The organism is uncultured Mucilaginibacter sp. (genome assembly GCF_937859865.1).
Classification (GTDB): domain Bacteria; phylum Bacteroidota; class Bacteroidia; order Sphingobacteriales; family Sphingobacteriaceae; genus Mucilaginibacter_A.
On sequence record NZ_CALMAT010000130.1, the window covers coordinates 30,909 to 57,122 of the forward strand.

The following is a 26,214-nucleotide window of genomic DNA, read 5'->3' on the forward strand; positions in this document are numbered from 1 at the left end:
TACATTCATCCGGCTAATAACGCACAATTAGTTAATTTTGGATAAAACCAAACCATGGAAACTTCAGAAATCAAAAAAAAGCTGCACGATTACATTGAGTTTGTAGCAGAAGAAAAACTAAAAGCAATTTATATAGTTTTGGAAAGCGATATTGAAAGCGTTTACAACCATCAGAACGATCCAAGATTTGTTGCCGAAACGGAAAGCCGGACGAAAAAACCGGAAGCCGGAACTGAAAAGGAAAACACTTGGCAGGAAGCAAAAGCAAAGGCTATGAAAAGGATTGTTGAGGGTTGATAATTTCAGAATGCTTCTTTTACCGGCATAAATTAGGTGGAGTGGAAAGCAACTTCTTGTTTTTTAGAAACTTGCAGGGCCGCTTGTAAGGTATGCGCCCAGGAGCGTGGGGCTGAATGCCGCCCGGAGGCGATCCGGCATGCTTGATTTTTTGGTTCTTTTTTATCAAGAAAAAAGAACGGACAAAGAGAAAACAAATTTATACCGATAAAAACAGCATGTAAATAAACTTCCTGCACAAAAATTCAGGAAATAAAAAAATCCGGCAAAATCAAATTCGCCGGATTTTAATTTTATACCGATAAAAACAGTATTAGCAATATTGGTCGAAAGCACCAGCCAAATTATCGGCAATCATTTGTGCCGGGCGGCCTTCAATCTGGCGTCGTTCGATAATGTGCACCAATTTTCCGTCTTTAAACAAAGCCATCGCCGGCGATGACGGCGGATAAGGCAGCATATAATCACGCGCTGTATCTACGGCATCTGTTTCCATTCCCGCAAAAACAGTTACAAAACGGTCTGGCACTTTGCCGTTTTGCGTAGCCATTTTTGCAGCCGGGCGCGCATTGGCAGCCGCACAACCGCAAACCGAATTCACCATTACAAAAGTAGTTCCCGGCGATTCGATGGCACTTTTTACATCATCGGCCGTTTTTAATTCCTGAAAACCAACTCTGGTCAAATCTTCCCGCATCGGGGCAACTAAATATTCTGGGTACATTTTTTCTTTTCTTTTAATCTTCAACAAAGCTAATCAATCCAAATTGTTCGTGCCAAATGAAGTAAAATATTAACAAAACACTGACAACGATCATCATCCAAATTTCAAAATAAAACTTTTTTATACTTATTTTTGCACGATAAAAGAAGCATTATGGCATTAGTAGAAACCTACGTACCGTTTAAAGTAAAAGACATTAATTTGGCCGAGTGGGGCCGCAAAGAAATTGGCCTTGCCGAAGCAGAAATGCCTGGTTTGATGGCTTTACGTGCTGAATACGGCGCATCGAAACCGCTGAAAGGCGCGCGGATTGCAGGCTGTTTGCACATGACGATCCAAACCGCCGTTTTAATTGAAACGCTGATTGAACTGGGTGCCGAAGTTACCTGGTCGTCCTGCAATATTTTCTCCACTCAAGACCATGCCGCTGCGGCCATTGCTGCTGCCGGAATTTCGGTTTATGCCTGGAAAGGGATGAACGAAGAAGAATTTGAATGGTGCATTGAGCAAACTTTACATTTTGGCGAAAACCAGGAGCCGTTGAACATGATTTTGGATGATGGCGGCGATTTAACCAACCTGGTTTTTGATAAATATCCGGAACTGGTTGCCGGTATCAAAGGTTTATCCGAAGAAACAACCACTGGCGTGCACCGTTTGTACGAGCGCATGAAAAACGGTTCGTTGCCGATTCCTGCCATCAACGTAAATGATTCGGTTACCAAATCCAAGTTTGATAACAAATACGGTTGCCGCGAGTCTTTGGTTGATGCGATCCGCAGAGCAACTGATGTAATGATGGCCGGAAAAGTAGCCGTAGTTTGCGGTTATGGCGATGTTGGTAAAGGTTCTGCAGATTCTTTGCGCAACGCCGGTGTGCGTGTAATTGTAACCGAAATTGACCCGATTTGTGCGTTACAAGCTGCGATGGAAGGTTTTGAAGTAAAGAAACTTTCGACTGCCATTACCGAAGCCGACATTGTAGTTACCGCAACCGGAAATTGTGATATTGTAAAAGAACAACATTTCCGTGCTTTAAAAGATAAAGCCATTGTTTGCAACATTGGCCACTTTGACAATGAAATTGACATGGCTTGGCTGAACGAAAATTATGGCAATACCAAAATTGAAATCAAGCCACAAGTTGATAAATATACCATCAACGGTAAAGATGTAATTGTATTGGCAGAAGGCCGTTTGGTAAACTTGGGTTGTGCAACCGGACATCCAAGTTTCGTGATGAGTGCTTCTTTTACCAACCAAACTTTGGCACAATTGGAACTTTGGATGAATACCGACAAGTACGAAAACAAAGTTTATACTTTGCCAAAAACCTTGGATGAAAAAGTTGCAAGGTTGCATTTATCAAAAATTGGTGTGGAGTTGGAAGAATTAGAAAATTACCAGGCCGATTACATTGGTGTAAAAGTTGAAGGTCCGTTTAAACCGGATTATTATAGATATTAAGCTTTTAGGTGTGAGCAATCAGGTATCAGCTTTTGGGTATCGGAGAGCAAAACTTAAATAACAAGTATCGAGAAAATGGCTTCTAAATTTTGGAAGCCATTTTTGTTTTGCTATAAAAATTGTAACTTCAATTATGCAAAGAACATATCGTGTTTTATTAACGCCAGAAGCGGAAGGTGGATTTTCTGTTTCTGTTCCGGCTTTGCCTGGTTGTTTTACGCAAGGCGAAACTATTGAAGAAGCGATGGAAATGGCGAAAGAAGCTATTAGTTTGTATGTAGAAAGTTTGGAATTGGATGGTAAGTGTTAACCTTAAGCTAAAATAGCAACTACTGTTTTAAGAAAACAAAAATTACTTCTCAAATTCCTCATTCAAACTTTCGCGCAAATCATACAGCAACCACTGTTTTTGTGTTACATTTTTTTGTTCCAATTTCAGCAAACTGATAAAATCATTTACGCCAATTGGTTCATTGCCGTTGCCATGGATCAGCACGATACTTCCCGGCAAAGCTTTTTGTCCTTTTGCCAGCCAGGCATCGCTGCCGATCGGGATCAAACCAAAACCGGTAATCTCGTACAATAATTTCGCATCCGAAACCAATCCCGGGAACCGAAAAAACACCGACGGCAGCAACCCATTGCGCAACATCGCCTGCTCGGTTTCCAGCACTTCGTAGTTGATGTTGGTGCCAGGTTCCAGTAAAAAGTTCTCTTTCAGCGGCTTTTTCGGGTCAACGCGGTGGTTATAAGTATGGTTGATCCAGGTGATAAAAATATGGCCGTCCAGTTCCTGCTGTTTCAGCCAGTTCAAATCCGCTTCATGGTCCTTCATCCACAAACCCGAAACCGAAATGGCAACCGGCGGGTGCGGCTCCACTTTGTTAAATTCCGCAAAAACATCGTTAAAAATACGGCGGTCGAGTGTTTTATGAGACGGGCAAAGGTCAATCGTTAAACTAATCCCGGTTTCTTTCGGCATTCCCTGTACAATCCCTGCATCCTGGATGGTAGAAGACTGCTTCTCGGCAGCCGTTAAAGCATTGGTATAAGCCGTATTTTTGAAAGTTTGCCGCGCTGCTGCAAGCGTAGTTGGTTTCAGTTCATACAAATTGGCTTCGGCAACTTTGGTAGCCATTGTCCGCGGTTCTGCCATCAAAAGCCAGGTTTTCCCCGAACCCTCAAAACGGCGGATGGCCAGCCAGTTTTCGGTATTTCTTCTGGCCTCGGCATAATAAGTTTCATAATTGCGAATGTCTTTAAAAGCTGAAATTTGGGCGGATGCTTCTTTTACCGGTATAAAAATGGTGAGGAAAACGAGGAGTTTGAGTTTGAACGGCATTCGGTTTTTTAGCTAAAATGTTTTTAACGCAAGAGCAGGAGAAGTGGTTTTGGGATAATGAACGTCTTCTCTCTTTTTCTAATACAAGACAAATTTTATACCGGTAAAAGAAGCATTGGCATTATATCAGGAAAAATTTAAACAAGCCCGATGTGTTTGATTATTAAAAGATATTAAGTAACTTACGTACCTCCATTTACCTAAAAAATGAGCAGTCAAATTTTAAAATTCATAGCCGTATCTTTTATAAGTATGGTTTATGTTGAAACTTTAAAAGGGCAAAACCTGGTTCCGGATACTTCTTCCGGGCAACAAAAGATCAACAGCGTTATTCAAAATTTTACTACGGCCATCGGCGAAAATTCCAGGTTGTACAACGGGCCGGAATATGATCAGTATAATTTTTTTATTAAAGGAAATGCTTATTACGATGATGTAAATGTTTGGAAGTTTGGATCAGTAAAATACGATGATGTTACCTACAACAACGTGCCGATGATGTACGATGTTTACAAAGATTGCGTGGTGGTACTACATTACAATAAAGCTTTCAGTTACATTTTATTGAACGATAAATTGCATTATTTTAATTTAGCCGACCATCATTTTGTAGCTGTTAATGTGGATAGTTTGAACAATCCTGGCATCCGCAATGGTATTTACAACCAATTGTACAAAGGGAAAACAGAAGTTTTAACAAAAACATCAAAAACAATCCAGACCGGTACAACAGGAAATTTAGAAAGTTACTTTAGCCCAGGGAAAAAAGGAATTTACCTGAAAAAAGGGACGGAATATTATAACATCAACGGCCTATCTTCTATTTTGAAAGCTTTGCAAGATAAGAAAAAGCAAGTCCAGCTTTTTATCAGCGATAACCGTATTAAATATAAAGCAGACCCGGAACAGGCATTGGTAAAAATTGCTTCTTATTACGACCAATTATCAAACTAATATGAAAAAATGTTACTTGGTTTTTTTCCTGCTGATCCTTATAAAAGTTGCGTTTGCACAACAACCGCCAAAAACTTTTAGCGTCAATTTTCATGGAGCCAACATTGAACAGTTTGTTGCTGAATTGGAATTAAAAAGCGGCTATCATTTTTATTACAATCCAGTGCAATTTGACAGTTTGAAAATTACTTTGGAAGTTGTAAATGTGCCTTTGCAAACTATTTTAGATCGGTCTTTTCGCAATACAAATTTTCATTATGCCATCGTTGAGCAGCAAGTTTTCCTTACGAAAGGAAGGGAAATACAGACAACGCTTGCAGCCGGTTTTTTTAAAGGAAAGGCAGGAGATGTGCCGCATGAAACAATTCCAATAACAGATTATACCAACGATCAGGATAAAAAAATACCGGAAGCAACGACAGAAAACAAGCTTTACGAAATCGGGATAAAAACAAACGAAATCAAATCGGGAACGGCCACGCTTGCCGGTTATGTAAAAGACATTAAATCCGGCGAGGCGGTTATTGGTGCAAGTATCCGTGTGGTTGATTCTAAAATTGGAATTGCGACGGACCAGTTTGGTTACTATTCCCTCACTTTGCCGCGCGGCAGGCAAACATTAAGTATCCGGGGTTTGGGCATGCGTGATACCCGGCGGCAAATTATGTTGTACAGCAACGGGAAGTTGAATATTGAAATGCAGGAACAAATTACCTCGTTAAAAGAAGTACGGATTTCTGCGGAAAAAGTAGCCAATGTACGGAGCGGGGAATTGGGCGTAAACCGGCTGGATATAAAAGCGATCAAACAAGTGCCGGCAGTTTTTGGGGAAGCCGATGTGTTGCGGGTGATTTTGACACTGCCAGGCGTGCAATCTGTTGGGGAAGCGACTACGGGGTTTAATGTCCGTGGCGGCGCTGCCGATCAAAACCTGATCTTGTTGAACGATGCGACCATTTACAACCCGGCGCATTTTTTTGGTTTTTTCTCTGCTTTCAATCCTGATATTGTGAAGGATGTTCAGTTGTATAAAAGCAGTATCCCGGAGAAATACGGCGGCCGTTTGTCTTCTGTTTTGGATGTAACCGACCGCGAAGGAAACAAGAAGAAGTTTACCGGTTCGGCAGGTATTGGTTTGCTTACCAGCAGATTAAATATTGAAGGGCCGATTATCAAGGATAAAACTTCTTTTATTTTTGGCGGCCGCACCACTTATTCTGATTGGTTGCTGAAGTTGTTGCCCGAAGACTACAAACACAGCCAGGCTTCTTTTTATGATTTGAACCTGGATATCAGCCACCAAATCAACGACCGGAATAATATTTACATCACCAGTTACCTCAGCAACGATAAATTTAAGTTAAACAGCGATACGGCTTATGCTTACAGCAACAGCAATGTCAACATCAAATGGAAGCATAATTTTAGCAATAAGTTTTATAGTGTTTTTACGGCAGGAAATGATCATTACCAATACAATACTTCGAGTTCCGATAATCCTGTAAATGCTTATAAGCTGGGTTTTGATATCAACCAAACTAATTTTAAAGCAGATTTTACTTATTACGTCAACCCAAAAAATACGATTGATTTTGGGCTGGGCTCTATTTTGTACAAACTCAATCCCGGTGATTTTGAACCAAACGGAAGCAAATCTTTAGTAGTGCCAAATGTTGTACCGGCAGAACGGGCTTTAGAAAGCGCTTTGTATTTGGGCGATAAGTATGACATTACGCCTGATTTGTTAGTGAGTTTCGGCTTGCGTTATTCTTTGTATAATTATCTTGGCCCGCAAACGGTTAATTATTACGCGCCCAATTTGCCGAGGGAAAGTGTGAACCTGATTGACAGCACGACTTATAAAAAGAACCAGGTGATCAATACTTATCATGGCCCGGAGATCAGGGCTTCGGTAAGGTATAATCTGGGCGATAATTCTTCCATCAAAGCAGGTTACAATACGTTGAGGCAATACATTCATTTGCTTTCCAACACCACAGCTATTTCGCCTACCGATGTTTGGAAGTTAAGCGATCCGAACATCAAACCACAATACGGCGACCAGGTTTCTTTAGGTTTATACCACAATGCAAAAGCAAATACCATTGAGCTTTCTGTGGAAGTGTATTATAAAAGGTTGAAGGATTACTTGGATTATAAAAGCGGCGCAACCTTGGTATTGAACCATCATGTGGAAACAGATGTGGTCAACACACAAGGAAAGGCTTACGGCGCAGAATTTTTACTGCGCAAAACGGCAGGGAAACTTAATGGTTGGATGAGCTATACTTACTCACGTACTTTTTTAAAACAGGACGACCCGAATGCGGGAGATTTGATCAACAAAGGCAATTATTATCCGGCAAATTTTGATAAACCACACGATTTTAACTTTACCGGCAATTACCGTTTGTCGCACCGCTTCAGTTTTTCTTTAAATGCCACTTACAGTACCGGCCGGCCGATTACTTTGCCGATTGCCAAGTATAATTATGCAGGAGCTGAAAGGGTTTATTATTCGGACCGGAACCAATACCGTATCCCGGATTATTTCCGAATGGATTTTTCGATGAACATCGAAGGCAACCATAAAGTGCATCAGCGCACGCATAATTCCTGGACAATTGGCGTTTATAATTTAACAGGCCGGCAAAATGCCTATTCAACTTATTTTACCGAGCAGGGCGGCGCGATCAATGGCTACCAGCTGTCCATTTTTGCAAAGCCAATTCCTTTTGTAAACTATAACATCAGATTTTAAATTTATGAAAAGTAAGATGCTTCTTTTATGGCTGTTTATTCTAAGTTTAAATCTTAGTTGTAAAAAGCCTTATAATCCTCCTGCAGTAAATGCGCCCAATAGTTATCTGGTGGTAGAAGGTGTAATTAACGGCAATTCCGACTCCACCATTATCAAGCTTAGCCGCACGGTAAATCTCTCTCAAAATACAAAATCTTCTGCTGAAACCAAGGCAAAATTGAATGTTGAAGATATGTCGGGCAATAGTTATCCCTTAAATGAAGCAAGCAGCGGAAAGTACACTTGCGCCCCGTTAAACCTCGACAGCACGAAAAAATACCGGTTGCATATCCAAACTAATAATGGGAAAACTTACTTTTCGGACTACGTACAATTTACGTCCACACCTGCAATAGATAGTGTTGGTTATCATGTAACCTCAAACGGGTTGCAGATTTATGCCAACACCCACAATCCTAAAAACAATACCCGATATTACCGCTGGGATTTTGCAGAAACCTGGAAGTTTCATTCCAAGTATTATTCGGGCTACGTTACCAATGGTACTGCTATTGTTCAAAGAAGGGCAGACCAAATGTTTTATTATTGTTTCGGCAGCGATATATCAAGCAACATCATTTTAGGTTCTTCGGAGAAACTGCAACAGGATGTGATCTATCAAAACCCAATCACAACTATTCTTTCCACATCCGAAAAAATTGAAATGAAATACAGCATTTTGCTTAAACAATATGGCTTAACAAAAGACGCCTATTTGTATTGGCAAAACCTGCAAAAAAACACCGAACAGCTTGGAAGTATATTTGATGCACAACCTTCTACCAGTTCCGGAAATATCCACAATACTGCCGACCCTACGGAACCTGTTATCGGGTTTATCAGCGCTACAAATGTTAAAAGCAAAAGGGTGTTTATATCGAACGATGCTTTGCCACCGAGCTGGCAACCTGCATATCCTTATAATTGCGGCATGGATTCTATTAAAGTCAAAGATGTGGCAGCACTTCTTATTCCTATAGGCTCTACTTTTATCCCGATGAATCCATTCTCCTATCCTAAAAGTACTATGATAGATGGTTACATCAGTTCTAGCATTGAATGTACCGATTGTACAATTCGCGGAACAGTTAAACAGCCTGTATTCTGGAAATAAAGATAAGTAACAATGCTTCTTTTACCCATCAAATTTTGGTGTTTAAAAGTGATAAAAGTTTTAATGTTTTTTAGGTGATAAAAGAAGCATCAGCAACCAACTGAACAAAAGGAATTAGCGATAATAATTGAAAGATATGTTAAAAAATATTTTAGTCAGTTTTGTAATTGTGCTTTTGCTTTCGTTTGAAAGTAATGCACAAACCGCCACTACAATTCAAAACCGTTTTGAGGCTTATCAGCAAAACACTTTCCAGGAAAAGCTCTTTGTGCATACCGATAAAAGCACTTATTTAACCGGCGAAATATTGTGGTTTAAAATTTACAATGTTGATGCTGGGAACAATAAACCGATCAATATCAGCAAAGTAGCTTATGTAGAAGTGCTGGACGATAACCAAATCCCGGTGATACAAGCCAAAATTGCTTTAAAAGAAACCGGCAGCGGAAATGGTTCAGTTTACATTCCGGTTTCTGTAAACAGCGGCAATTATAAGTTGCGGGCTTACACCAATTGGATGAAAAATTTTAGCGCCGATAGTTATTTTGAAAAAAATATAACCATCATCAATCCTTTAAAATCTCCTGAAATAACTTTAAACAAAGCAAAGCCAACTTATGACATTCAGTTTTTCCCGGAAGGCGGAAATTTAGTTAACGGTTTAACCAGCAAAATTGCATTTAAAGTTTTGGGCGAGGATGGAAAAGGTGTAAACTTTAGAGGTGCAATTATAAACCAACACAACGATACCATTGCAAAATTTCGGCCTTTAAAGTTTGGTATCGGCAACTTTAGTTTCAAGCCCAATTTAAAAGATGTTTATAAAGCAGTTATTTATGTTGATGCAGAAAACAAACCAATTGTAAAAGAACTGCCTGCAATATTTGATCAGGGTTATGTGATGCAATTGGCAGACAATGCAAACCAATTAGCCGTAACGGTAAACAGCAATACCGAACATGGCGATGTGTATTTGTTTGCGCATACCAAAAGTACTTCTAAATCAATACAAAGTGCAGCTTTGGTAAACGGAACGGCCAAATTTTTAATTGACAAAGCTTTGTTGGGCGAAGGCATATCTCACTTAACGGTATTTAACAGCGACAGAAAACCAGTTTGCGAAAGGCTTTATTTTAAACGGCCAGCACAAAAAGTTGTAATCGCTTCTAACCCAAATCAGGAACAATATGGCGTAAGAAAAAAGGTTAACGTTGCTATTTCGGTTAAAGATTTGCGAGGCCAGCCTTTGGTTTCTGATTTGTCTATGTCGGTTTATCAAATAGATTCGCTTCAAACTACAGAACCAGGCGATCTAATTAATTATTTATGGCTCACTTCGGATTTAAAAGGCAACATCGAATCGCCGGATTATTATTTCAAAAATAAAGATGCAGAAGCAGACCAAGCCATTGATAATTTAATGCTTTCGCAAGGTTGGAGCAGGTTTAAATGGGAAGAAATATTAAAAAGTCTCCAGCCTTCATTTTCATTTCTTCCCGAATATACCGGGCATTTGGTTACGGCAAAATTAACCGGTATTTCCAACAACCAACCTGAAAAAAATATTACTGCTTATTTTGCCGTGCCGGGAAAACGTGTACAACTATATACTGCAAAAAGCGATTCGACAGGGAAATTGATCTTCAATACAAAAGATTTTTACGGTCCGGGAGAGATTGTGGTGCAAACCAATACAGAAAAAGACAGCACTTACCGCATTGATATTTTAAGCCCTTTTTCCGAAAAATATTCCAAAAGTACTTTGCCGGTTTTTACTTTAACCGGCCAAATGCAAAATGCACTTAAAGCGCGGAGTTTGGATATGCAAGTCCAAAACCTATATGCCGGGAATCAGTTGAAGCAGTTTTACAATCCGAAAATTGACAGCAGCTCTTTTTACGGCAAATCATTTTTCCCCTACAAATTGGATGACTATACCAGGTTTACCACAATGGAAGAAGTTTTGCGCGAATATATAAGATCATTGATTGTGGTAAAACAGCAAAAGCGGTTCCATATCAGGATTATCAGCGAAAAGGCAATGTTAAGCGGAGACCCGCTGGTGATGCTGGATGGCGTTCCGGTTTTTAACATGGATAAAGTAATGGCGATAGACCCGCTGAAAATACGAAAGCTGGAACTGGTTAAAAGCCCATATTTTTGGCAGTCAACGGAGTTTCAAGGAATAGTAAACCTAACGACTTACAAAGGCGATTTGGGCGGGTACGAATTTGACCCTCATGCGGTTATTGTGGATTACGAAGGCATGCAACTGGAGCGCGAATTTTATTCGCCCGTGTACGAAAGCAGCCAGCAAATGGCCAGCCGGCTTCCCGATTTTAGAAACGTGCTTTACTGGTCGCCATCCGTTTTTACCAATGCAAACGGAAAAACACAGATAAACTTTTATACTTCGGATAGAACCGGAAATTACATTGGCGTATTACAAGGCATCACCGCAGCAGGCGAAGCAGGAAGCCAGTATTTTAAATTTAGTGTGAAGCAGGATTACACGGCGGGGCTGAAATAAATTATAACTTGTCGTGATATTAGCAATATATATTGTATTTTATTTGATTTATGTTAAACAAAGAGCAGTTAATTCAAACTATTAAAGAATTGCCAGAAAGCTTTTCGTTTGATGATTTGTTAGATAGCCTTCTTCTGATTCAAAAAATAAAAACAGGACTTGAGCAGTCAGCAGCAGGCGAAACTTTAACAACGGAAGAAGCTAAACAAAAATTGAATAAGTGGTTGAAATAAGCTAAATCATACAAATTTTTACCCGATAAAAACAGCATTGCCCCAAACATCTTCCCCAATTCCCTACTTTTACCAGCATGACGCATCTTTCCGTAAACATCAATAAAATCGCAACCCTGCGCAATTCGCGCGGCGGCAATAACCCAGATTTGGTAAAAGTAGCTTTGGATTGCGAACGTTTTGGTGCCGAAGGAATTACCGTTCATCCCCGGCCTGATGAAAGGCATATCCGTTACCAGGATGTTTTCGATTTAAAAAAAGTTATTGCGACTGAATTTAACATCGAAGGCAACTGCCAGGAACAGAAATTTGTGGATTTGGTGCTGGCCAATAAACCGGCACAAGTTACTTTGGTTCCCGATGTTTTAGGGCAGATCACTTCCAACCACGGTTGGGACACGATCAAAAACCAGGATTATCTAAAACAAATTATTGCTGTTTTTAAGGCAGAAAATATCCGTGTTTCTATTTTTGTTGATCCTGTTGTAGAAATGGTAGAAGCGGCCGCAACCACCGGAACAGACAGAATCGAATTGTACACTGAAAGTTATGCTGCTAATTATCATCAAAACAAAGAACAAGCGATTGCACCTTACATAAAAGCTGCCGAAAAAGCAGTTGAATTAGGTTTAGGTTTAAACGCTGGCCACGATTTGGATTTGCACAATTTAAAATACTTCGCCCAAAATATTCCCGGTTTGCTGGAAGTTAGTATTGGCCATGCTTTAATTGCGGATGCTTTGTATTTGGGTTTGGAAAACACGATACAGATGTACAAGCGGTGTTTGGCGTAAAGCAATTTCCGTTGTTGATGCTTCTTTTATCGTGCAAAAATCACTGCAGCAGGTTTTCGCTTTTTTACCAATCTGAAAAAACAGTGCTAAAAGAAGCATTCCAAAACTTTATGTAAATCTCCTGTAACGATTGCACAAAACATTGACCGTCAAAACCCAAAGCCTTACCTTTGCGCCTTAAATTCATCCAGCAAACTACATGAAGTTAAATATCAATTACCAGGAAAAATTTCAACATCGTCATATCGCCCCGGATCAGCCAGAAACCGACGCAATGCTACATCAAATTGGTGTAGTATCGGTTGATGAACTGATCGATCAAACCGTTCCAGCCGCAATCAGACTTAAAAATCCGCTCAATTTGCCTCCTGCCAAAAGCGAATTTGATTATCTAAACAGCTTAAAAATTACGGCCTCAAAAAATAAAGTCTTTAAAAGTTTTATCGGAAAAGGTTATTACGATGTGATCGTTCCGGGCGTTATCCAACGTAACATTTTGGAAAACCCGGGCTGGTACACGCAATACACACCTTACCAGGCCGAGATTGCGCAAGGCCGTTTGCAGGCTTTGCTCAATTTCCAAACGATGGTGATTGATTTGACCGGAATGGAAATTGCCAATGCTTCTTTGTTGGATGAAGGCACGGCCGCTGCCGAAGCGATGTTTATGCAATACAGTTTGCGTAAAAATGCCAAAGCCAAAAAGTTTTTTGTTTCTGCGGAAGTTTTCCCGCAAACGATTGATATTTTAAAAACCCGTTCTCAACCTTTGGATTTGGAATTGGTGATCGGTAATCATGAAACTGCTGAGTTGGATGATAGCTTTTTTGGTGCGATCATTCAATATCCGGCCTCAAACGGTGAGGTTTACGATTACCGCAACTTTGCCGATTCCCTTCACCAAAAAAATATAAAACTAACTGTTGTTGCTGATTTGATGAGCTTGGTTTTGCTCACGCCTCCGGGCGAGTGGGGCGCAGATGTAGTGGTTGGCACAACGCAGCGTTTTGGTGTGCCGATGGGTTTTGGTGGCCCGCACGCTGCTTTTTTTGCCACAAAAGATGCCTATAAAAGAAGCATTCCCGGCCGTATCATCGGCGTAACGATTGATAATGCTGGCAATTATGCTTTGCGTATGGCTTTGCAAACCCGCGAGCAGCACATTCGTAGGGACAAAGCAACTTCCAATATTTGTACGGCGCAGGCTTTGTTAGCGATAATGGCCGGAATGTATGCCGCTTATCATGGTGCCGAAGGTTTAAAATTGATTGCAGAACGCATTCATGGTTTAACCGTTTTGCTGTCCGAATCGTTAAAAGCTTTAGGTTACCAACACCAAAATGAAGTTTATTTTGATACACTGACTTTTGAAACCGGGCAAATTGTTGATACAATTCATTCCGAAGCCTTGAACCAGGAAATGAACTTTTATTATCAAGGTTCGCTGGTTTCGATTGCTTTGGATGAAACGACTGCTGCGGAAGATATCCAAACCATCGTTAAAATCTTTGCCAAAGCCAAAGGAAAAACTTTGGCCGATACCAATTTTGATGCGATAAAAGAAGCATTGCAAACGCCGGTTCCAACGGAATTGCAGCGCACTTCTGAATTTTTAAACCATCCGGTTTTTAACACGCATCATTCTGAACACGAAATGCTGCGTTATATCAAATCGCTGGAAGCAAAAGATCTTTCTTTATGCAATTCGATGATTCCGTTGGGTTCGTGTACTATGAAGTTGAATGCAACTACAGAAATGGTTCCGGTTACTTGGCCGGAATTTAGCAAAATGCATCCGTTTGCACCAACTGACCAAGTGGGCGGTTACATGCAGATTTTTGATGAACTGAACCAATGGCTGAATGAAATCACCGGGTTTGCGGCGATGAGTTTGCAGCCAAATGCCGGTGCACAAGGCGAATATGCTGGTTTACTGGTGATTCGCGCCTACCATCATGCCAATGGCGACCACCATCGAAATATTGCATTGATCCCTTCTTCGGCACATGGAACCAATCCGGCTTCGGCAGCCATGGCCGGCATGAAAATCATCGTGGTAAAATGTGATGACAACGGAAACATTGACGTTGCAGATTTGAAAGCGAAAGCCGAACAATACCGCAATGAACTTTCTTGTTTGATGGTTACGTATCCTTCAACCCACGGCGTTTTTGAAGAATCTATCATCGAAATTTGCGATATTATCCATCAGCACGGCGGCCAGGTTTACATGGATGGTGCCAACATGAATGCACAAGTTGGTTTAACCAGTCCGGCCAATATTGGTGCCGATGTTTGCCACCTCAACCTGCATAAAACTTTTTGCATTCCGCATGGCGGCGGCGGCCCGGGCATGGGCCCGATTGGCGTAGCTAAACACTTGGTTCAGTTTTTACCGGGACATGCCATGGTTGATATCGAACAGGGAAAATCTATTCCGGCAGTTTCGGCAGCTCCTTGGGGTTCGGCTTCTATCTTGCTGATTTCTCATGCTTATATTGCCATGATGGGCAGCGAAGGTTTAACCAATGCTACCCGTTATGCTATTTTAAACGCCAATTATATTAAATCCCGTTTAGAAAAATATTATCCGGTTTTGTATGCCGGGGCAAACGGAAGATGCGCGCACGAAATGATTCTGGATTGTCGCGCTTTCAAAAATTTTGGTATCGAAGTAACGGATATTGCCAAACGGTTGATAGATTACGGTTTCCATGCGCCAACGGTTTCTTTCCCGGTTGCCGGAACGGTGATGGTGGAGCCGACAGAATCAGAACCTAAACACGAACTTGACCGGTTTTGTGATGCGATGGTTTCTATCCGGAACGAAATTGAAGATGTGGCAAACGGTATTTCTGATAAAGCAAATAACCCGCTAAAAAATGCCCCGCATACAGCTGCCGTTGTTACAGATAACGAGTGGGAGCATCCATACACACGGCAAAAAGCAGCTTTCCCGCTGCCTTATGTTGCTGCTTTTAAATTTTGGCCTTCTGTAGGTCGTGTAAACGATACACACGGCGACCGTACTTTAATTTGTGCATGCCCTCCTTTGGAAAGTTATGCTTTTGAAGAAAGTTTGACCGAATAAATGTATAATTGTAGTGTAAAAGTCATTTAGAATTACAAAAAAATCTGCTTTTCTAATTTCAGCGTAACAGTATTAATGTCTTTTATAGGATATTAAGCGCACGTTATTTCTCTATAGTCTAAAGAAAATCGTTTTGTGCCGCTTGAGATTGTAATTTTATTAAGGTGCTAAAAAATTTATTATGCATGTACCGAACTTTCATGCTTTTACTTTCGTACAAACTTATATGAATGTGAATCAGAAGCCTGTCAATATTATGCTGGTTGACGATGATGAGATAAATAATTTCATTACCGTTAAACTGATCAGGAAGGGATTTGCCGATGCAGAGATTTCAACTTACTTGAATGGCCGTCTGGCAATAAACCGGTTAAAGGATATATTTAATAACCATCCGGAGCAAGTTCCTGATTATATTTTGCTGGACATTAATATGCCGATTATGAATGGCTGGGAATTTCTGGAGGAATATAAATCCTCAAATTTAGACCCCGATAAAAGGATTACGATTTACATCTTGTCCTCGTCTGTTTTTAGTAATGATATTGAAAAAGCCAGGTCATTTAGTTCTGTAGCCAACTTTATATCCAAACCGCTCAACATAGAGTCTATAAAAGAAGTATTTGGTGGCGTAAAAGTACACGCCGGCTAACTGTCCAGCGTTTTTACCGAAAACCCGTTATTGTCTGTAACCTTGCCAATGGCAAGGTTTTTTGCATGGTAAAAACAGCATATCCAATTTTCTTCGGCGGCTTGTTTTCCAAAACGTTCGCGCAGTTCCATTGATTTTTTTCCGTCAAAATCATATTTTGCAGCAAACTTTCTGATCAATTGTTCTGGTTCCGGCAAAACATCGCCGCCAAAAAAATAAATTTCTCCCGCTGACTCGATTTTAAAAACCTGGTGAAACGGGCAATGGCCACCAGTCAGTTCGTAAGTAATTCCGTTCCTGAAATTGCCGCTACCTTCCACCAAAGTTACGTTAACTGATTGTTGCAGCACTTCAAAGATCGGTTGCCGGTAAGAAGATGATTTTCCGGAAAAAGCAAACTCCCATTCGCCGCGCTGGATGATGTGTTCGGCATCCGGAAAAGACGGCTCCATTCTTCCGTTTCGTTCTACCACCAGGCCACCGGTATGGTCGTAATGCAGGTGCGACATTAAAATCAGCGTAACATCTTCCGGTTCAAAACCAGCGTTTCTGATGTTATCATGTAGCATCAGTTCGCCGTTCGGGTTTTTGAAACCTAAACCGGCATCCATCAAAATTAAATCGTGTTCGGTTTTGAGTAAAAACGGCTGAACGTGGATGAAAATAGAGCCTTTTCGGTCTGTAGGGCTATCGGTAAGCGGGTTAAAAGGGACAAACTTTTTGGTAGAATCAACAGAAAAAGAACCTTCGCCCAACGCATAAATATTCATAGCAATGCTAAAATCAGTTTAAACTTATTTAATGATAAGTCAATAACTATCTTTACTGTTTAAACTTTTTTAAAGATATGCAAAAGCGATGGGTTTTGGAGCAGGAGGGAAACCGCGAACAGGTTTTGGCTTTGGCAGAGGCTTTGCAAATTGACGAAGTGCTGAGCAACCTGCTGGTGCAGCGCGGCGTTACTACTTTTGAAGAAGCCAGATACTTTTTCAGGCCGGATTTAGGCCATTTGCACGATCCGTTTTTAATGCAGGATATGGAAAAAGCCGTGCTTCGGATTGAAAAAGCTATCAGCAACAACGAAAAAATATTGATTTATGGTGATTACGATGTGGACGGAACCACGGCCGTTTCTGTTGTGTATCAGTTTTTTAAGAAGCGTTACAAAAACATTTTCTTTTATATTCCGAACCGATACACGGAAGGTTACGGCATTTCTACCGCCGGGATTGATTTTGCTGCCGAGCATAATTTCAGTTTGATTATTGCTTTGGATTGCGGTATCAAATCCGTAGAAAAAGTAATTTATGCCGGTAAAAGAAGCATTGACTTTATCATCTGCGACCACCATTTGCCAGGCGAAGAACTGCCGCAAGCCGTTGCCGTTTTAGATCCGAAAAGAAGCGATTGCGGTTATCCTTACAAAGAGCTTTCTGGCTGCGGTATTGGTTTTAAACTGATTCAGGCTTATGCCGAAAAAAATGATACTCCGTTTGAAGAAGTCAATTGTTACTTGGATTTGGTTGCCGTCAGTATTGCTTGTGATCTCGTCCACATTAACGGCGAAAACCGCACGCTTACGGCTTTTGGCCTCGAAAAAATCAACACCAATCCTTCCATTGGTTTAAAAGCTTTGATGAATGTTGCCGGAAAAGCGGAAAATTATACTGTTTCTGATCTCGTTTTTACCATCGGCCCGCGCATCAATGCCGCCGGGCGGATTGATGATGCCAAACACGCGGTTAACTTGTTGATTGCGGATTGTTCGGTTTCGGCTTCTGATTTCGGCGAATCCATCAACCTGAAAAATACCGAACGAAAAGAGCATGACCTGAGCATTACCGGCCAGGCTTTGAATATGATTGATCAAAACCCGCTGCTCATCAACCGCCGTTCTACCGTGGTTTTTCAGGAAAACTGGCACAAAGGCGTGATTGGAATTGTGGCTTCGCGCTTAACCGAAAAATATTACCGGCCAACCGTTGTATTGACCAAAAGCAATGGCCACGTTACCGGTTCTGCGCGTTCTGTTTACGGTTTTGATTTGTACGAAGCTTTGTGCGGCTGCAGCGATTTACTGTTGCAGTTTGGCGGACATAAATATGCCGCCGGTTTAACTTTGCTGCCCGAAAACGTAACAGCGTTTAGCGAACGTTTTGAGGAAATTGTAGCTTCGGTAATTACAGAAGAACAATTGGTGCAACGGATCAGGATTGATGCTGAAATCAAATTAAACCACATTACACCGCGTTTTCTACGGATTTTAAAGCAGTTTGCGCCTTTCGGCCCGGAAAATATGACGCCTGTTTTCGTAACTAAAAATGTGTATGTTAGCGGCAATATAAACCTGGTGGGCGAAAAACACCTTAAACTTTGCGTAGTGCAGGAGGGTTCTGCAATTTTTAACTGTATTGGTTTTGGTATGGGCGACTATATTTATGCCATTAAAAACAGTATGCCGTTTGATATTTGTTATACCATCGAAGAAAACGTTTGGCGCGAACAGAAAACTTTGCAATTGAATGTAAAAGGGATTCGGTTTGAAGATACAACATCAGCATAAAAAATGATTTTAAGGGCAGAAAATTTAATTAAAAAATACAAGCAGCGCACCGTTGTAAACGATGTTACTTTTGATGTGCAGCAAGGCGAAATTGTAGGTTTGCTTGGCCCAAACGGTGCCGGAAAAACCACTTCTTTTTATATGATTGTTGGTTTGATCAAACCAAACGAAGGAAAGATTTTTCTGGAAGACGAAGACATAACCGATGCGCCGATGTACCGACGCGCACAAAAAGGCATTGGTTATCTGGCGCAGGAAGCTTCTGTTTTTCGCAAACTTTCGGTAGAAGACAACATCAAAGCCGTGTTGGAAATGGGCAAAATGAACCAAGCCGAACAAAAAGACAAGCTGGAAGAACTGATTGACGAATTTAGTTTGCAAAAAGTGCGTAAAAACCGCGGCGATTTGCTTTCGGGCGGAGAACGCCGCCGGACTGAGATTGCCCGCGCTTTGGCTGCCGAACCTAAGTTTATTTTGCTGGACGAACCTTTTGCCGGCGTTGATCCGATTGCGGTGGAAGAAATTCAATTTATGGTAGCCAAATTACGAACGCGCAACATCGGGATTTTGATTACCGACCACAACGTGCAGGAAACTTTATCCATTACAGACCGCGCTTACCTGCTTTTTGAAGGCAAGATTTTGCGTTATGGCGAACCGGAAGTGTTGGCAGAAGACCCGATTGTACGCAAATTATATCTGGGTTCTAACTTCGTTTTAAAAAGAAAAACTTTCGCCTAAAGCCCTATGACTTTCATCAATTCATTAGTTACCTGGATCATGAAAAAGCGGATGCACCAGATCGAGCTTTTTATCAAATATCCAAATGAGGTGCAGGAAGAATGGTTTGAAAACTTAATTACCAGCGCAGAAAATACCGAATGGGGCAAAAAGTACGGTTATAAAAGTATCGAAAATGCAAATGATTTCCGGCAGCGTTTCCCGATTCAAACTTATGATACTTTAAAACCTTACATCGAGCGGATGATGAAAGGCGAGCAAAATGTGCTTTGGCCTTCGGAAATTAAATGGTTTGCCAAGTCATCCGGCACCACAAGTGATCGCAGCAAATTTATTCCGGTAAGTGAAGAAGCGATGGAAGAATGCCATTTTAAAGGTGGCAAAGACATGATCACGCTGTATTGCAACAACCGCCCGGAAGCCAAATTATTTACTGGTAAAACATTAGTTTTAGGCGGAAGCCATCAAATTAACCAATTAAATACGGACTCTTTTTATGGCGATCTTTCTGCCGTTCTCCTAAAAAATTTACCGCTTTGGGCTGAGTTTTACCGAACGCCGGAATTGGCCATTACGCTGATTGAGAACTATGAAGAGAAGATTGAAAAGATTGCTAACATCACCAAATTGGTTAATGTTACAGCAATCAGCGGCGTGCCAACTTGGAACATTGTGCTGGCAAAACGTTTGTTGGAACTGACCGGGAAAGACAACTTGTTGGAAATCTGGCCAAACCTTGAACTATACGTTCATGGTGCCGTTTCTTTTACGCCTTACCGCGATCATTTTAAAAAGCTGGTTCCAAGCGATGCAATGTATTACATGGAAACGTACAACGCTTCGGAAGGGTTTTTTGGGATTCAGGACCAGTCGGATTCGGAAGAAATGCTGCTGATGCTGGATTATGGCGTGTTTTACGAATTTTTGCCAATTGAAAATTTGTTTGATGATGACCCGAAAACGCTGCTGTTGCATGAGGTTGAAACCGGTAAAAACTATGCTTTGATCATTTCTACCAATTCCGGTTTGTGGCGGTACATGATTGGCGATACGGTTCAGTTTACGTCGCTTTCGCCTTTTCGCATCCGCATCACCGGCCGCACCAAACACTTTATCAATGCTTTTGGCGAAGAAGTGATTATTGATAACAGCGAAAGGGCTTTAAAAGAAGCATGTACGCAAACCGGTGCCATCATCCGCGAGTACACCGCAGCACCACTTTATTTTGACGGAAACAAGGCCGGCGGGCACGAATGGATCATCGAGTTTGAAAAGCAGCCGGACGAATTTGAGCGTTTTGTGGATCTGCTGGACGAAACCCTGCGCAAAGTAAACTCGGATTATGACGCCAAACGGTTTAAAGATATGGCTTTAAAAAGGCCGCTTGTCCATATTGCTGCCGACGGTACATTTTACAAATGGCTCAAACAAAAAGGCAAACTGGGCGGCCAGCACAAAGTGCCGCGCCTGGCCAATAACCGCGAATATGTAGATTCTATTTTATCAATTATGAATATTCAGGTAACAATTTGATTTCTGTTACCGTAAGAAAGGAGGTAGAAGACACTAAGCTTAACAAATTTATTAATGAAGTATATCAAGGAGTTGGACAGTCTGAGAGCACTGGCTATATCCACTGTTATTGTAACGCATTGGTTCCCTAAAAATTCTTTATTGCAATCTGTTGCTTCAGGCTTTGATGCACCTACTATATTCTTTGTTATCAGCGGCTTTTTAATCACAAGTATTTTATTAAAGGATAGGAAACGTGCAGAAGTTCTTAACATTAATAAGATTACACTTTTCAAGAACTTCTTTTTTAAGCGCGCTATTCGGGTTTTTCCAGGTTATTTTTTAGTAATTGCAATTTGGTATTTTACTCAACCCTCTAACGATCCTATTAATTACAACTATTTCTTAATGTTTATTTCTAATATTTACATCTATAAAATAAAGGAATGGCCTGCACTTACACATTTATGGACTATGTCTGTAGAAGAGCAGTTTTATTTTTTATGGCCGTTGCTTGTATTATATATTAACAAGAAATTTTTGCCGCATTTAATTTTGCTGTGTGTGGGTATTAGCATTATTAGCCAATGTATTACTGCACCGTTGAACGAGTTTTCTATGGTTTTAACGACCAATTGCTTTGGCTTCCTTGCAATAGGTGCCCTGCTTTCCTGGATAACCATTATAAAGCCAAAAAAGCTTCCTGCTTTTTATAAAATTGTTTGTTATGTTGCTATTTTAAGCTTTACGATCATCTTAGCTCAGATTATCTTTCACCTGTCAAATTATATTAAAAGTCCAATTGTAAGGGCATTAATGACAATGTGTAAAAGCAGAATTTTAATTTCCTTTATAACTGTGTGGGTTATTACCTTCTTTGTTGTAAGAAAAGATGAAAAATGGTATTTATTTGCGTTTTTGCTGGAGAACAAAATTCTGATGCGTGTTGGTAAAATTAGTTACGGAATTTACCTTTACCATTTGATCATTCCTTATTACACCTATCATCCTACTAACATTATCTTATACAAGTTTTTACATATATCGCTAAGTGCCGGAGTTTATAACTATGTAATGATTGCTGAAAATTTTATTTCATTAATGCTTATTTCAATATTTTCTTACAAGTTTTTTGAATTGCCGCTTTTACAACTTAAAAAGCATTTTAATACATCAAAATTAAAAGTGGCACCCGGAACAATAGATATTGTTTTAGACGCATAAGACAACCCGTATTTTAATTTATTGGAATACTTGATAAAAGTTCGTACCTTTTAAATAATTCAAATACTATATGTAAAACTTGCCATACTTCTTTTACCACCTATTTTTTACGCTCGGTCGTGAAACGTACCAGTTGCTCCAAACCAGTCCGAAATTCATTTGGAGGGAAAGTGTTTAAAATCGCAAAAGCTTCTTCCTGGTATTTTGCCATTTGGGTTGAAGCATAAGCCAAACCGCCGGAACCTTTTACAAAATCAATAATTTCGGCTACTTTTTTGGGTTCTTCGTTGTGGTTTTTAACAAGGTTGATGATGTTTCGCCGATCGGTTTTTGATGCTTTGTTTAAGGCATAAATCAACGGAAGCGTAATCTTTTTCTCCTTGATATCAATGCCCAAAGGTTTGCCTACATCGTCCAAACCGAAATCAAACATATCGTCCTTGATCTGGAAAGCAATGCCAATCTTCTCCCCAAAAAGCCGCATCCGTTCAACCGTTTCTGCATCTGCACCGGCCGAAGCTGCGCCGCAGGCACAGCACGAAGCAATTAAAGAAGCTGTTTTCTGGCGGATCACTTCGTAATAAATCGGTTCGCCCACATCCATTTTCCGCACTTTCTCGATCTGCAACAGTTCGCCTTCGCTCATTTGTTTTACCGCTTCGGATACTATTTTTAGCAGTGAAAAATCATTGTTGTCCAGCGAAAGCAGCAAGCCTTTTGATAACAGATAATCGCCAACCAAAACCGCAATTTTGTTTTTCCACAAAGCATTGATGGAAAAGAAACCGCGCCGCTGATAGGAATTGTCAACCACATCATCATGCACCAGAGTGGCCGTGTGCAGCAGTTCAACCAAGGCTGCACCGCGATGCGTGGATTCATTGATCCCGCCGCACAAACCGGCACTAAAAAACACAAACATCGGCCTGATTTGCTTGCCTTTTCTTTTGACAATATAATGGGTGATGCGGTCGAGCAGCGGAACCGAACTGTGCATTGAAGCTTTGAACTTGTCTTCAAAAACATCAATTTCGGCAGCTATCGGTTTTTTAATCTCGTCTATGCTTGGCATTTACCGGTTTGGTGGGGTTAATATCGAAATAAGTAAAACCAGCATAGCAAGGTAAATTCTGTTCGGGTTTGTGCTCAAAGATACAAATCGGAAACAAAAAAACGCAACAAGCCACATTGTGGCCAATTGCGTTTTTAGCTAAAACCTGTTTAAACTTATTCTTTTGTATTTTGCACAATGCTTCTTTTACCCTACAAAAATTGGTATGCCCTGGTTTCTGGTTTGTTCAGGCTGAATGTATGCACCAATTTTTATAGGGTAAAAGAAGCATCAACTTAAAAAAAGTTTAAACATCTTTTGAATCAGAAAAAAAACGGGTTTATTCTTCTCCGCCTACTTTTGCCTGGTCTGGCTCTTCGCGGTAACCGGCGCCTTCCGTTTCAGGTTGTAAAGTTGCAGCGTCTTCTTCTGGTGTATTGGTTGATGGCGAAGGCACTTCTTCCAGTTGTTCTTCGGTTAGGTTTGTGCTTCCGCTAATGTTTTCCCAAGGCTTTTCGCCTTCTTGTTCTATCGTCATGGCTTTTGGTATTTGGTGTCCTTCTTCATGTTCAACAACTACATTGCCGCTTTCTGTGTCCTGCTCTTCGTCGCCCAAAAAACCGGCGTCAAAATGGCTGCGGTTGTTATCATCTTCCCTGCCCTGGTCGTCCAGGTCGCGGAAAACTTCGTCTTTAGGATCTATCATTTTTTGCTGGTTTAAGTTTAAAATTTATTGCCATAAAAGAAGCATCGAAACCGCAGATTGTTTGCGTTGAGGTTATAAAATGGGTTTTTTGAAAACCACCTCTGCCATACCGATAAACAACATGCCTTTGCCTCCTTTCAGTATCTTTGTTGATGGATTCATTTGTGGTGATAACAATACTGGTTGTTGTAAGCGCTGTTTTTTCGTTTGTTAACGCCCGCTTTTTTAAATTGCCCGGCGCAATCGGTGTCATCAGTATTGCCGTTGCGGTTTCTGTGATTGCTATTTTTATCGGCAAAGTTTTTCCGGGTATGTTCAAAACCATCACCGGGTTTAACAACAAAATTAATTTTTCGCAAACGCTTTTATACACCATGCTCGGCTTTCTGCTTTTTGCCGGTTCGCTCCGTTTTAACTGGAACGACCTGAAAAAGCAAATGCGGCCAGTGTTTATTTTAAGCACTTTGGGCGTGGTGCTTTCTACTTTTGTTTTCGGGATATTGTTTAACTGGTTTACAATTTTGATTAAAGTTGAAATCCCTTTAAGCTATTGCCTGCTTTTTGGCGCGCTCATTTCGCCAACAGACCCGGTGGCCGTTTCTGCGATATTGAGGACATCTAAAATACCGAAAAATTTAGAAACAATCATCACCGGCGAATCCTTGTTTAACGATGGCATCGGCCCGATACTTTTTATCAGTATTTTAGAATATATTACGCAGTCTGGCCAAGTCCACTCCACCGGAATTGCAGTTTTATTTGTCAGGGAAGTTTTTGGCGGGATTTTATTGGGCGGTTCCCTGGCTTTTATTGCCTATAAATTAATGCGCAAAGTGGATGATTTTCAAACGCTGGTGATTGTTTCGCTTGCTTTGGTGATGGGCATTTCTGTTCTGGCCAACAAATTTCATTTTTCTATTCCCCTGGCCGAAATAGCGGCTGGTTTGCTGGTGGGCAATTTAAGTTTTGGCAAAGACCCTTCGGGGAGGATGAACGAATTTTTAGAAAGGTTTTGGACGCTGATAGACGAGTTGTTGAACACAGTTTTATTTGTGATGATTGGTTTACAAATCGTGATGATGCCGTTTTTAAGTGCTTACTGGCTGGTTTGTATGGCCGCGATCCTGGTTATTACCATCGCCAGAATCCTGAGTGTTTTTGTGCCGATCGTTTTTCTGCGGAGAACTTTGGACATCAATTACAACAACATCGGAATATTGACTTGGGCTGGCGTTCGTGGCGGAATATCAATTGCATTGGCACTTTCCATCCCAAACAATAAATGCAAAGAAATCGTCGTGGCAAGCTGCTACTTTATCGTTATTTTTTCGATTGTAGTTCAAGGGCTTACTTTAAATAAAGTCGCCAATTATTTTGTAAAAGAAGCACCGTTGCCTATGCCAAACCCAGCTTAGTTACATCGTTTCCAGCATCCGTTTTAAAACCGCTTGTGCCGCCCATTCGCGGTTGGCTGCTTCTTTTATCACGATAGAATTTGGCCCGTTCAGTATTTCTGCAGACAGTTCCAGGTCGCGGCGGACGGGCAAACAGTGCATCACTTTGGCGTTATTGGTGTTTTTGAGCTTTTCATTCGTCATCATCCAATCTTCATTTCCCGGGATCACTTTGCCATAAGGCTCAAAAGCCGACCAGTTTTTGACGTAGATAAAATCCGCATCCTGCAAAGCCTCGTTTTGGTTGTGGGTGATCGTTGCGCCTTTTGTAAATTCCGCAGAAAGCTCTAAACCAGCCGGATGCGTGATGGTAAAATCAACATCTGCTTTGCACATCCATTCCGAAAACGAATTCGGAACAGCTTGCGGCAATGCTTTTACGTGCGGTGCCCAGGTTAAAACTACTTTTGGGCGAGGCTTGGTTTTCAGTTCTTCAATCGTAACTAAATCAGCCAGGCTTTGCAACGGATGCCGCGTTGCCGATTCCAAACTCACTACCGGGACTCCGCATAATTCTACAAACTTGTTAAAAATAACCTCGCTGTAATCTTCTTCCCGGTCTTTCAATCCTGGGAAAGAACGCAAACCGAGAATATCAACATATTGTCCCATCACCGCTGCCGCTTCACGAATATGTTCTACCGTTGTGCCGTCCATTTTTACGCCATCGCGCAACTCCAAGGCCCAGCCTTCTTTATCAATGTTCAAAACCATTACGTTCATGCCCAAATTCATGGCCGCTTTTTGCGTGCTCATGCGTGTGCGCAAACTTGGGTTGAGGAAAACCAAACCCAGCGTTTTGTTCTTCCCCAAATGCTGCAAAGCGAACGGATCTTTTTTCAAATCCAATGCTTCTTTTACCAGTGCATTTATATTGGCAACATCGTTTACAGAGGAGAAGAGTTTCATGGAAGTTGTATTGAAAGGCTTTTTATTTGGGTTGAATTATGCGTTCTGTCATTCCG

General features: G+C 41.0%; 23 protein-coding genes. 16 read left to right on the forward strand and 7 right to left on the reverse strand.

Annotated features, from left to right (window positions below; genetic code table 11):
* Positions 1 to 54: 54 nt before the first annotated feature.
* Positions 55 to 297: a hypothetical protein gene (locus Q0192_RS14195; protein WP_299290239.1), complete on the forward strand. Its 243-nt coding sequence runs from the start codon at positions 55 to 57 to the stop codon at positions 295 to 297.
* 32 nt (positions 298 to 329) lie between these two features.
* Here Q0192_RS14195 and Q0192_RS14200 read toward each other — a convergent pair whose 3' ends face one another.
* Positions 330 to 536, reverse strand: a complete 207-nt coding sequence (locus tag Q0192_RS14200; RefSeq protein ID WP_299290241.1) for a hypothetical protein — start codon at positions 534 to 536, stop codon at positions 330 to 332.
* A 74-nt stretch (positions 537 to 610) separates the two neighbouring features.
* Positions 611 to 1,021, reverse strand: a complete 411-nt coding sequence (locus Q0192_RS14205) for a BrxA/BrxB family bacilliredoxin (RefSeq protein WP_299290243.1) — start codon at positions 1,019 to 1,021, stop codon at positions 611 to 613.
* 153 nt (positions 1,022 to 1,174) lie between these two features.
* On the opposite strand from Q0192_RS14205, the gene ahcY reads away from it, so the two are divergent.
* Both ahcY and Q0192_RS14215 read left to right on the forward strand, forming a co-directional pair.
* Positions 1,175 to 2,488, forward strand: coding sequence for an adenosylhomocysteinase (gene ahcY / locus Q0192_RS14210; protein ID WP_299290245.1), 1,314 nt, complete (start codon positions 1,175 to 1,177; stop codon positions 2,486 to 2,488).
* A 133-nt stretch (positions 2,489 to 2,621) separates the two neighbouring features.
* Positions 2,622 to 2,798, forward strand: coding sequence for a type II toxin-antitoxin system HicB family antitoxin (locus Q0192_RS14215; protein WP_299290247.1), 177 nt, complete (start codon positions 2,622 to 2,624; stop codon positions 2,796 to 2,798).
* Positions 2,799 to 2,840: 42 nt separating this feature from the next.
* Here Q0192_RS14215 and Q0192_RS14220 read toward each other — a convergent pair whose 3' ends face one another.
* Positions 2,841 to 3,830 carry a polysaccharide deacetylase gene (locus tag Q0192_RS14220; RefSeq protein ID WP_299290249.1) on the reverse strand — a complete coding sequence of 330 codons (990 nt, stop codon included), beginning with the start codon at positions 3,828 to 3,830 and terminating at the stop codon, positions 2,841 to 2,843.
* A 207-nt stretch (positions 3,831 to 4,037) separates the two neighbouring features.
* On the opposite strand from Q0192_RS14220, the gene Q0192_RS14225 reads away from it, so the two are divergent.
* The 8 genes from Q0192_RS14225 (at position 4,038) to Q0192_RS14260 (ending at position 15,998) form a co-directional block, all read left to right on the forward strand.
* Positions 4,038 to 4,784 (forward strand): hypothetical protein, encoded by a 747-nt coding sequence (locus Q0192_RS14225; protein WP_299290251.1) that lies wholly within the window; start codon positions 4,038 to 4,040, stop codon positions 4,782 to 4,784.
* A gap of 1 nt (position 4,785) precedes the next feature.
* Positions 4,786 to 7,545 (forward strand): TonB-dependent receptor, encoded by a 2,760-nt coding sequence (locus Q0192_RS14230; protein ID WP_299290253.1) that lies wholly within the window; start codon positions 4,786 to 4,788, stop codon positions 7,543 to 7,545.
* Between the two features lie 4 nt (positions 7,546 to 7,549).
* Positions 7,550 to 8,698, forward strand: a complete 1,149-nt coding sequence (locus Q0192_RS14235; protein WP_299290255.1) for a DUF4249 domain-containing protein — start codon at positions 7,550 to 7,552, stop codon at positions 8,696 to 8,698.
* A gap of 136 nt (positions 8,699 to 8,834) precedes the next feature.
* Positions 8,835 to 11,228: a hypothetical protein gene (locus Q0192_RS14240; protein ID WP_299290257.1), complete on the forward strand. Its 2,394-nt coding sequence runs from the start codon at positions 8,835 to 8,837 to the stop codon at positions 11,226 to 11,228.
* A gap of 50 nt (positions 11,229 to 11,278) precedes the next feature.
* Entirely contained in the window at positions 11,279 to 11,461 is a 183-nt protein-coding gene (locus tag Q0192_RS14245; protein WP_299290259.1) for a hypothetical protein, read from the forward strand.
* Positions 11,462 to 11,538: 77 nt separating this feature from the next.
* Entirely contained in the window at positions 11,539 to 12,255 is a 717-nt protein-coding gene (locus Q0192_RS14250) for a pyridoxine 5'-phosphate synthase (protein WP_299290261.1), read from the forward strand.
* 199 nt (positions 12,256 to 12,454) lie between these two features.
* The gene (gcvP, locus tag Q0192_RS14255) at positions 12,455 to 15,346 is read left to right on the forward strand and encodes an aminomethyl-transferring glycine dehydrogenase (RefSeq protein WP_299290263.1); all 2,892 of its coding nucleotides are present in this window, start codon (positions 12,455 to 12,457) and stop codon (positions 15,344 to 15,346) included.
* A gap of 226 nt (positions 15,347 to 15,572) precedes the next feature.
* The gene (locus Q0192_RS14260; RefSeq protein ID WP_299290265.1) at positions 15,573 to 15,998 is read left to right on the forward strand and encodes a response regulator; all 426 of its coding nucleotides are present in this window, start codon (positions 15,573 to 15,575) and stop codon (positions 15,996 to 15,998) included.
* On the opposite strand, the gene Q0192_RS14265 is transcribed toward Q0192_RS14260, so the two are convergent.
* A complete protein-coding gene (locus Q0192_RS14265; protein ID WP_299290267.1) occupies positions 15,995 to 16,768 on the reverse strand; it encodes an MBL fold metallo-hydrolase in 774 nt (257 codons plus the stop codon). The genes Q0192_RS14260 and Q0192_RS14265 overlap by 4 nt on opposite strands.
* A gap of 77 nt (positions 16,769 to 16,845) precedes the next feature.
* On the opposite strand from Q0192_RS14265, the gene recJ reads away from it, so the two are divergent.
* Genes recJ through Q0192_RS14285 form a run of 4 tightly spaced genes read left to right on the forward strand, consistent with a single transcriptional unit; the run spans position 16,846 to position 22,038 of the window.
* Entirely contained in the window at positions 16,846 to 18,561 is a 1,716-nt protein-coding gene (recJ, locus tag Q0192_RS14270) for a single-stranded-DNA-specific exonuclease RecJ (protein WP_299290269.1), read from the forward strand.
* A gap of 3 nt (positions 18,562 to 18,564) precedes the next feature.
* Complete coding sequence (gene lptB, locus Q0192_RS14275; protein ID WP_299290271.1) at positions 18,565 to 19,302, forward strand: LPS export ABC transporter ATP-binding protein; 738 nt, start codon at positions 18,565 to 18,567, stop codon at positions 19,300 to 19,302.
* A gap of 6 nt (positions 19,303 to 19,308) precedes the next feature.
* Positions 19,309 to 20,835, forward strand: a complete 1,527-nt coding sequence (locus Q0192_RS14280; protein ID WP_299290273.1) for a GH3 auxin-responsive promoter family protein — start codon at positions 19,309 to 19,311, stop codon at positions 20,833 to 20,835.
* Between the two features lie 54 nt (positions 20,836 to 20,889).
* Entirely contained in the window at positions 20,890 to 22,038 is a 1,149-nt protein-coding gene (locus Q0192_RS14285; RefSeq protein WP_299290275.1) for an acyltransferase, read from the forward strand.
* Positions 22,039 to 22,138: 100 nt separating this feature from the next.
* On the opposite strand, the gene Q0192_RS14290 is transcribed toward Q0192_RS14285, so the two are convergent.
* Positions 22,139 to 23,110 carry a polyprenyl synthetase family protein gene (locus Q0192_RS14290; RefSeq protein ID WP_299290277.1) on the reverse strand — a complete coding sequence of 324 codons (972 nt, stop codon included), beginning with the start codon at positions 23,108 to 23,110 and terminating at the stop codon, positions 22,139 to 22,141.
* Between the two features lie 319 nt (positions 23,111 to 23,429).
* Positions 23,430 to 23,795, reverse strand: coding sequence for a hypothetical protein (locus Q0192_RS14295; protein ID WP_299290279.1), 366 nt, complete (start codon positions 23,793 to 23,795; stop codon positions 23,430 to 23,432).
* Between the two features lie 152 nt (positions 23,796 to 23,947).
* On the opposite strand from Q0192_RS14295, the gene Q0192_RS14300 reads away from it, so the two are divergent.
* Complete coding sequence (locus tag Q0192_RS14300; RefSeq protein ID WP_299290281.1) at positions 23,948 to 25,210, forward strand: sodium:proton antiporter; 1,263 nt, start codon at positions 23,948 to 23,950, stop codon at positions 25,208 to 25,210.
* Here the strand turns inward: Q0192_RS14300 and Q0192_RS14305 are convergent, their stop codons facing one another.
* Positions 25,211 to 26,158 (reverse strand): acetylornithine carbamoyltransferase, encoded by a 948-nt coding sequence (locus tag Q0192_RS14305; protein WP_299290284.1) that lies wholly within the window; start codon positions 26,156 to 26,158, stop codon positions 25,211 to 25,213. It abuts the gene before it with no gap.
* Between the last annotated feature and the right edge of the window lie 56 nt (positions 26,159 to 26,214).

Coding starts and splice junctions, on each gene's coding strand:
- Q0192_RS14195 (WP_299290239.1), top strand. CDS start 55: ATGGAAACTTCAGAAATCAAAAAAAAGCTGCACGATTACATTGAGTTT.
- Q0192_RS14205 (WP_299290243.1), bottom strand. CDS start 1,021: ATGTACCCAGAATATTTAGTTGCCCCGATGCGGGAAGATTTGACCAGA.
- ahcY (WP_299290245.1), top strand. CDS start 1,175: ATGGCATTAGTAGAAACCTACGTACCGTTTAAAGTAAAAGACATTAAT.
- Q0192_RS14215 (WP_299290247.1), top strand. CDS start 2,622: ATGCAAAGAACATATCGTGTTTTATTAACGCCAGAAGCGGAAGGTGGA.
- Q0192_RS14220 (WP_299290249.1), bottom strand. CDS start 3,830: ATGCCGTTCAAACTCAAACTCCTCGTTTTCCTCACCATTTTTATACCG.
- Q0192_RS14225 (WP_299290251.1), top strand. CDS start 4,038: ATGAGCAGTCAAATTTTAAAATTCATAGCCGTATCTTTTATAAGTATG.
- Q0192_RS14230 (WP_299290253.1), top strand. CDS start 4,786: ATGAAAAAATGTTACTTGGTTTTTTTCCTGCTGATCCTTATAAAAGTT.
- Q0192_RS14235 (WP_299290255.1), top strand. CDS start 7,550: ATGAAAAGTAAGATGCTTCTTTTATGGCTGTTTATTCTAAGTTTAAAT.
- Q0192_RS14240 (WP_299290257.1), top strand. CDS start 8,835: ATGTTAAAAAATATTTTAGTCAGTTTTGTAATTGTGCTTTTGCTTTCG.
- Q0192_RS14245 (WP_299290259.1), top strand. CDS start 11,279: ATGTTAAACAAAGAGCAGTTAATTCAAACTATTAAAGAATTGCCAGAA.
- Q0192_RS14250 (WP_299290261.1), top strand. CDS start 11,539: ATGACGCATCTTTCCGTAAACATCAATAAAATCGCAACCCTGCGCAAT.
- gcvP (WP_299290263.1), top strand. CDS start 12,455: ATGAAGTTAAATATCAATTACCAGGAAAAATTTCAACATCGTCATATC.
- Q0192_RS14260 (WP_299290265.1), top strand. CDS start 15,573: ATGAATGTGAATCAGAAGCCTGTCAATATTATGCTGGTTGACGATGAT.
- Q0192_RS14265 (WP_299290267.1), bottom strand. CDS start 16,768: ATGAATATTTATGCGTTGGGCGAAGGTTCTTTTTCTGTTGATTCTACC.
- recJ (WP_299290269.1), top strand. CDS start 16,846: ATGCAAAAGCGATGGGTTTTGGAGCAGGAGGGAAACCGCGAACAGGTT.
- lptB (WP_299290271.1), top strand. CDS start 18,565: ATGATTTTAAGGGCAGAAAATTTAATTAAAAAATACAAGCAGCGCACC.
- Q0192_RS14280 (WP_299290273.1), top strand. CDS start 19,309: ATGACTTTCATCAATTCATTAGTTACCTGGATCATGAAAAAGCGGATG.
- Q0192_RS14285 (WP_299290275.1), top strand. CDS start 20,890: ATGAAGTATATCAAGGAGTTGGACAGTCTGAGAGCACTGGCTATATCC.
- Q0192_RS14290 (WP_299290277.1), bottom strand. CDS start 23,110: ATGCCAAGCATAGACGAGATTAAAAAACCGATAGCTGCCGAAATTGAT.
- Q0192_RS14295 (WP_299290279.1), bottom strand. CDS start 23,795: ATGATAGATCCTAAAGACGAAGTTTTCCGCGACCTGGACGACCAGGGC.
- Q0192_RS14300 (WP_299290281.1), top strand. CDS start 23,948: ATGGATTCATTTGTGGTGATAACAATACTGGTTGTTGTAAGCGCTGTT.
- Q0192_RS14305 (WP_299290284.1), bottom strand. CDS start 26,158: ATGAAACTCTTCTCCTCTGTAAACGATGTTGCCAATATAAATGCACTG.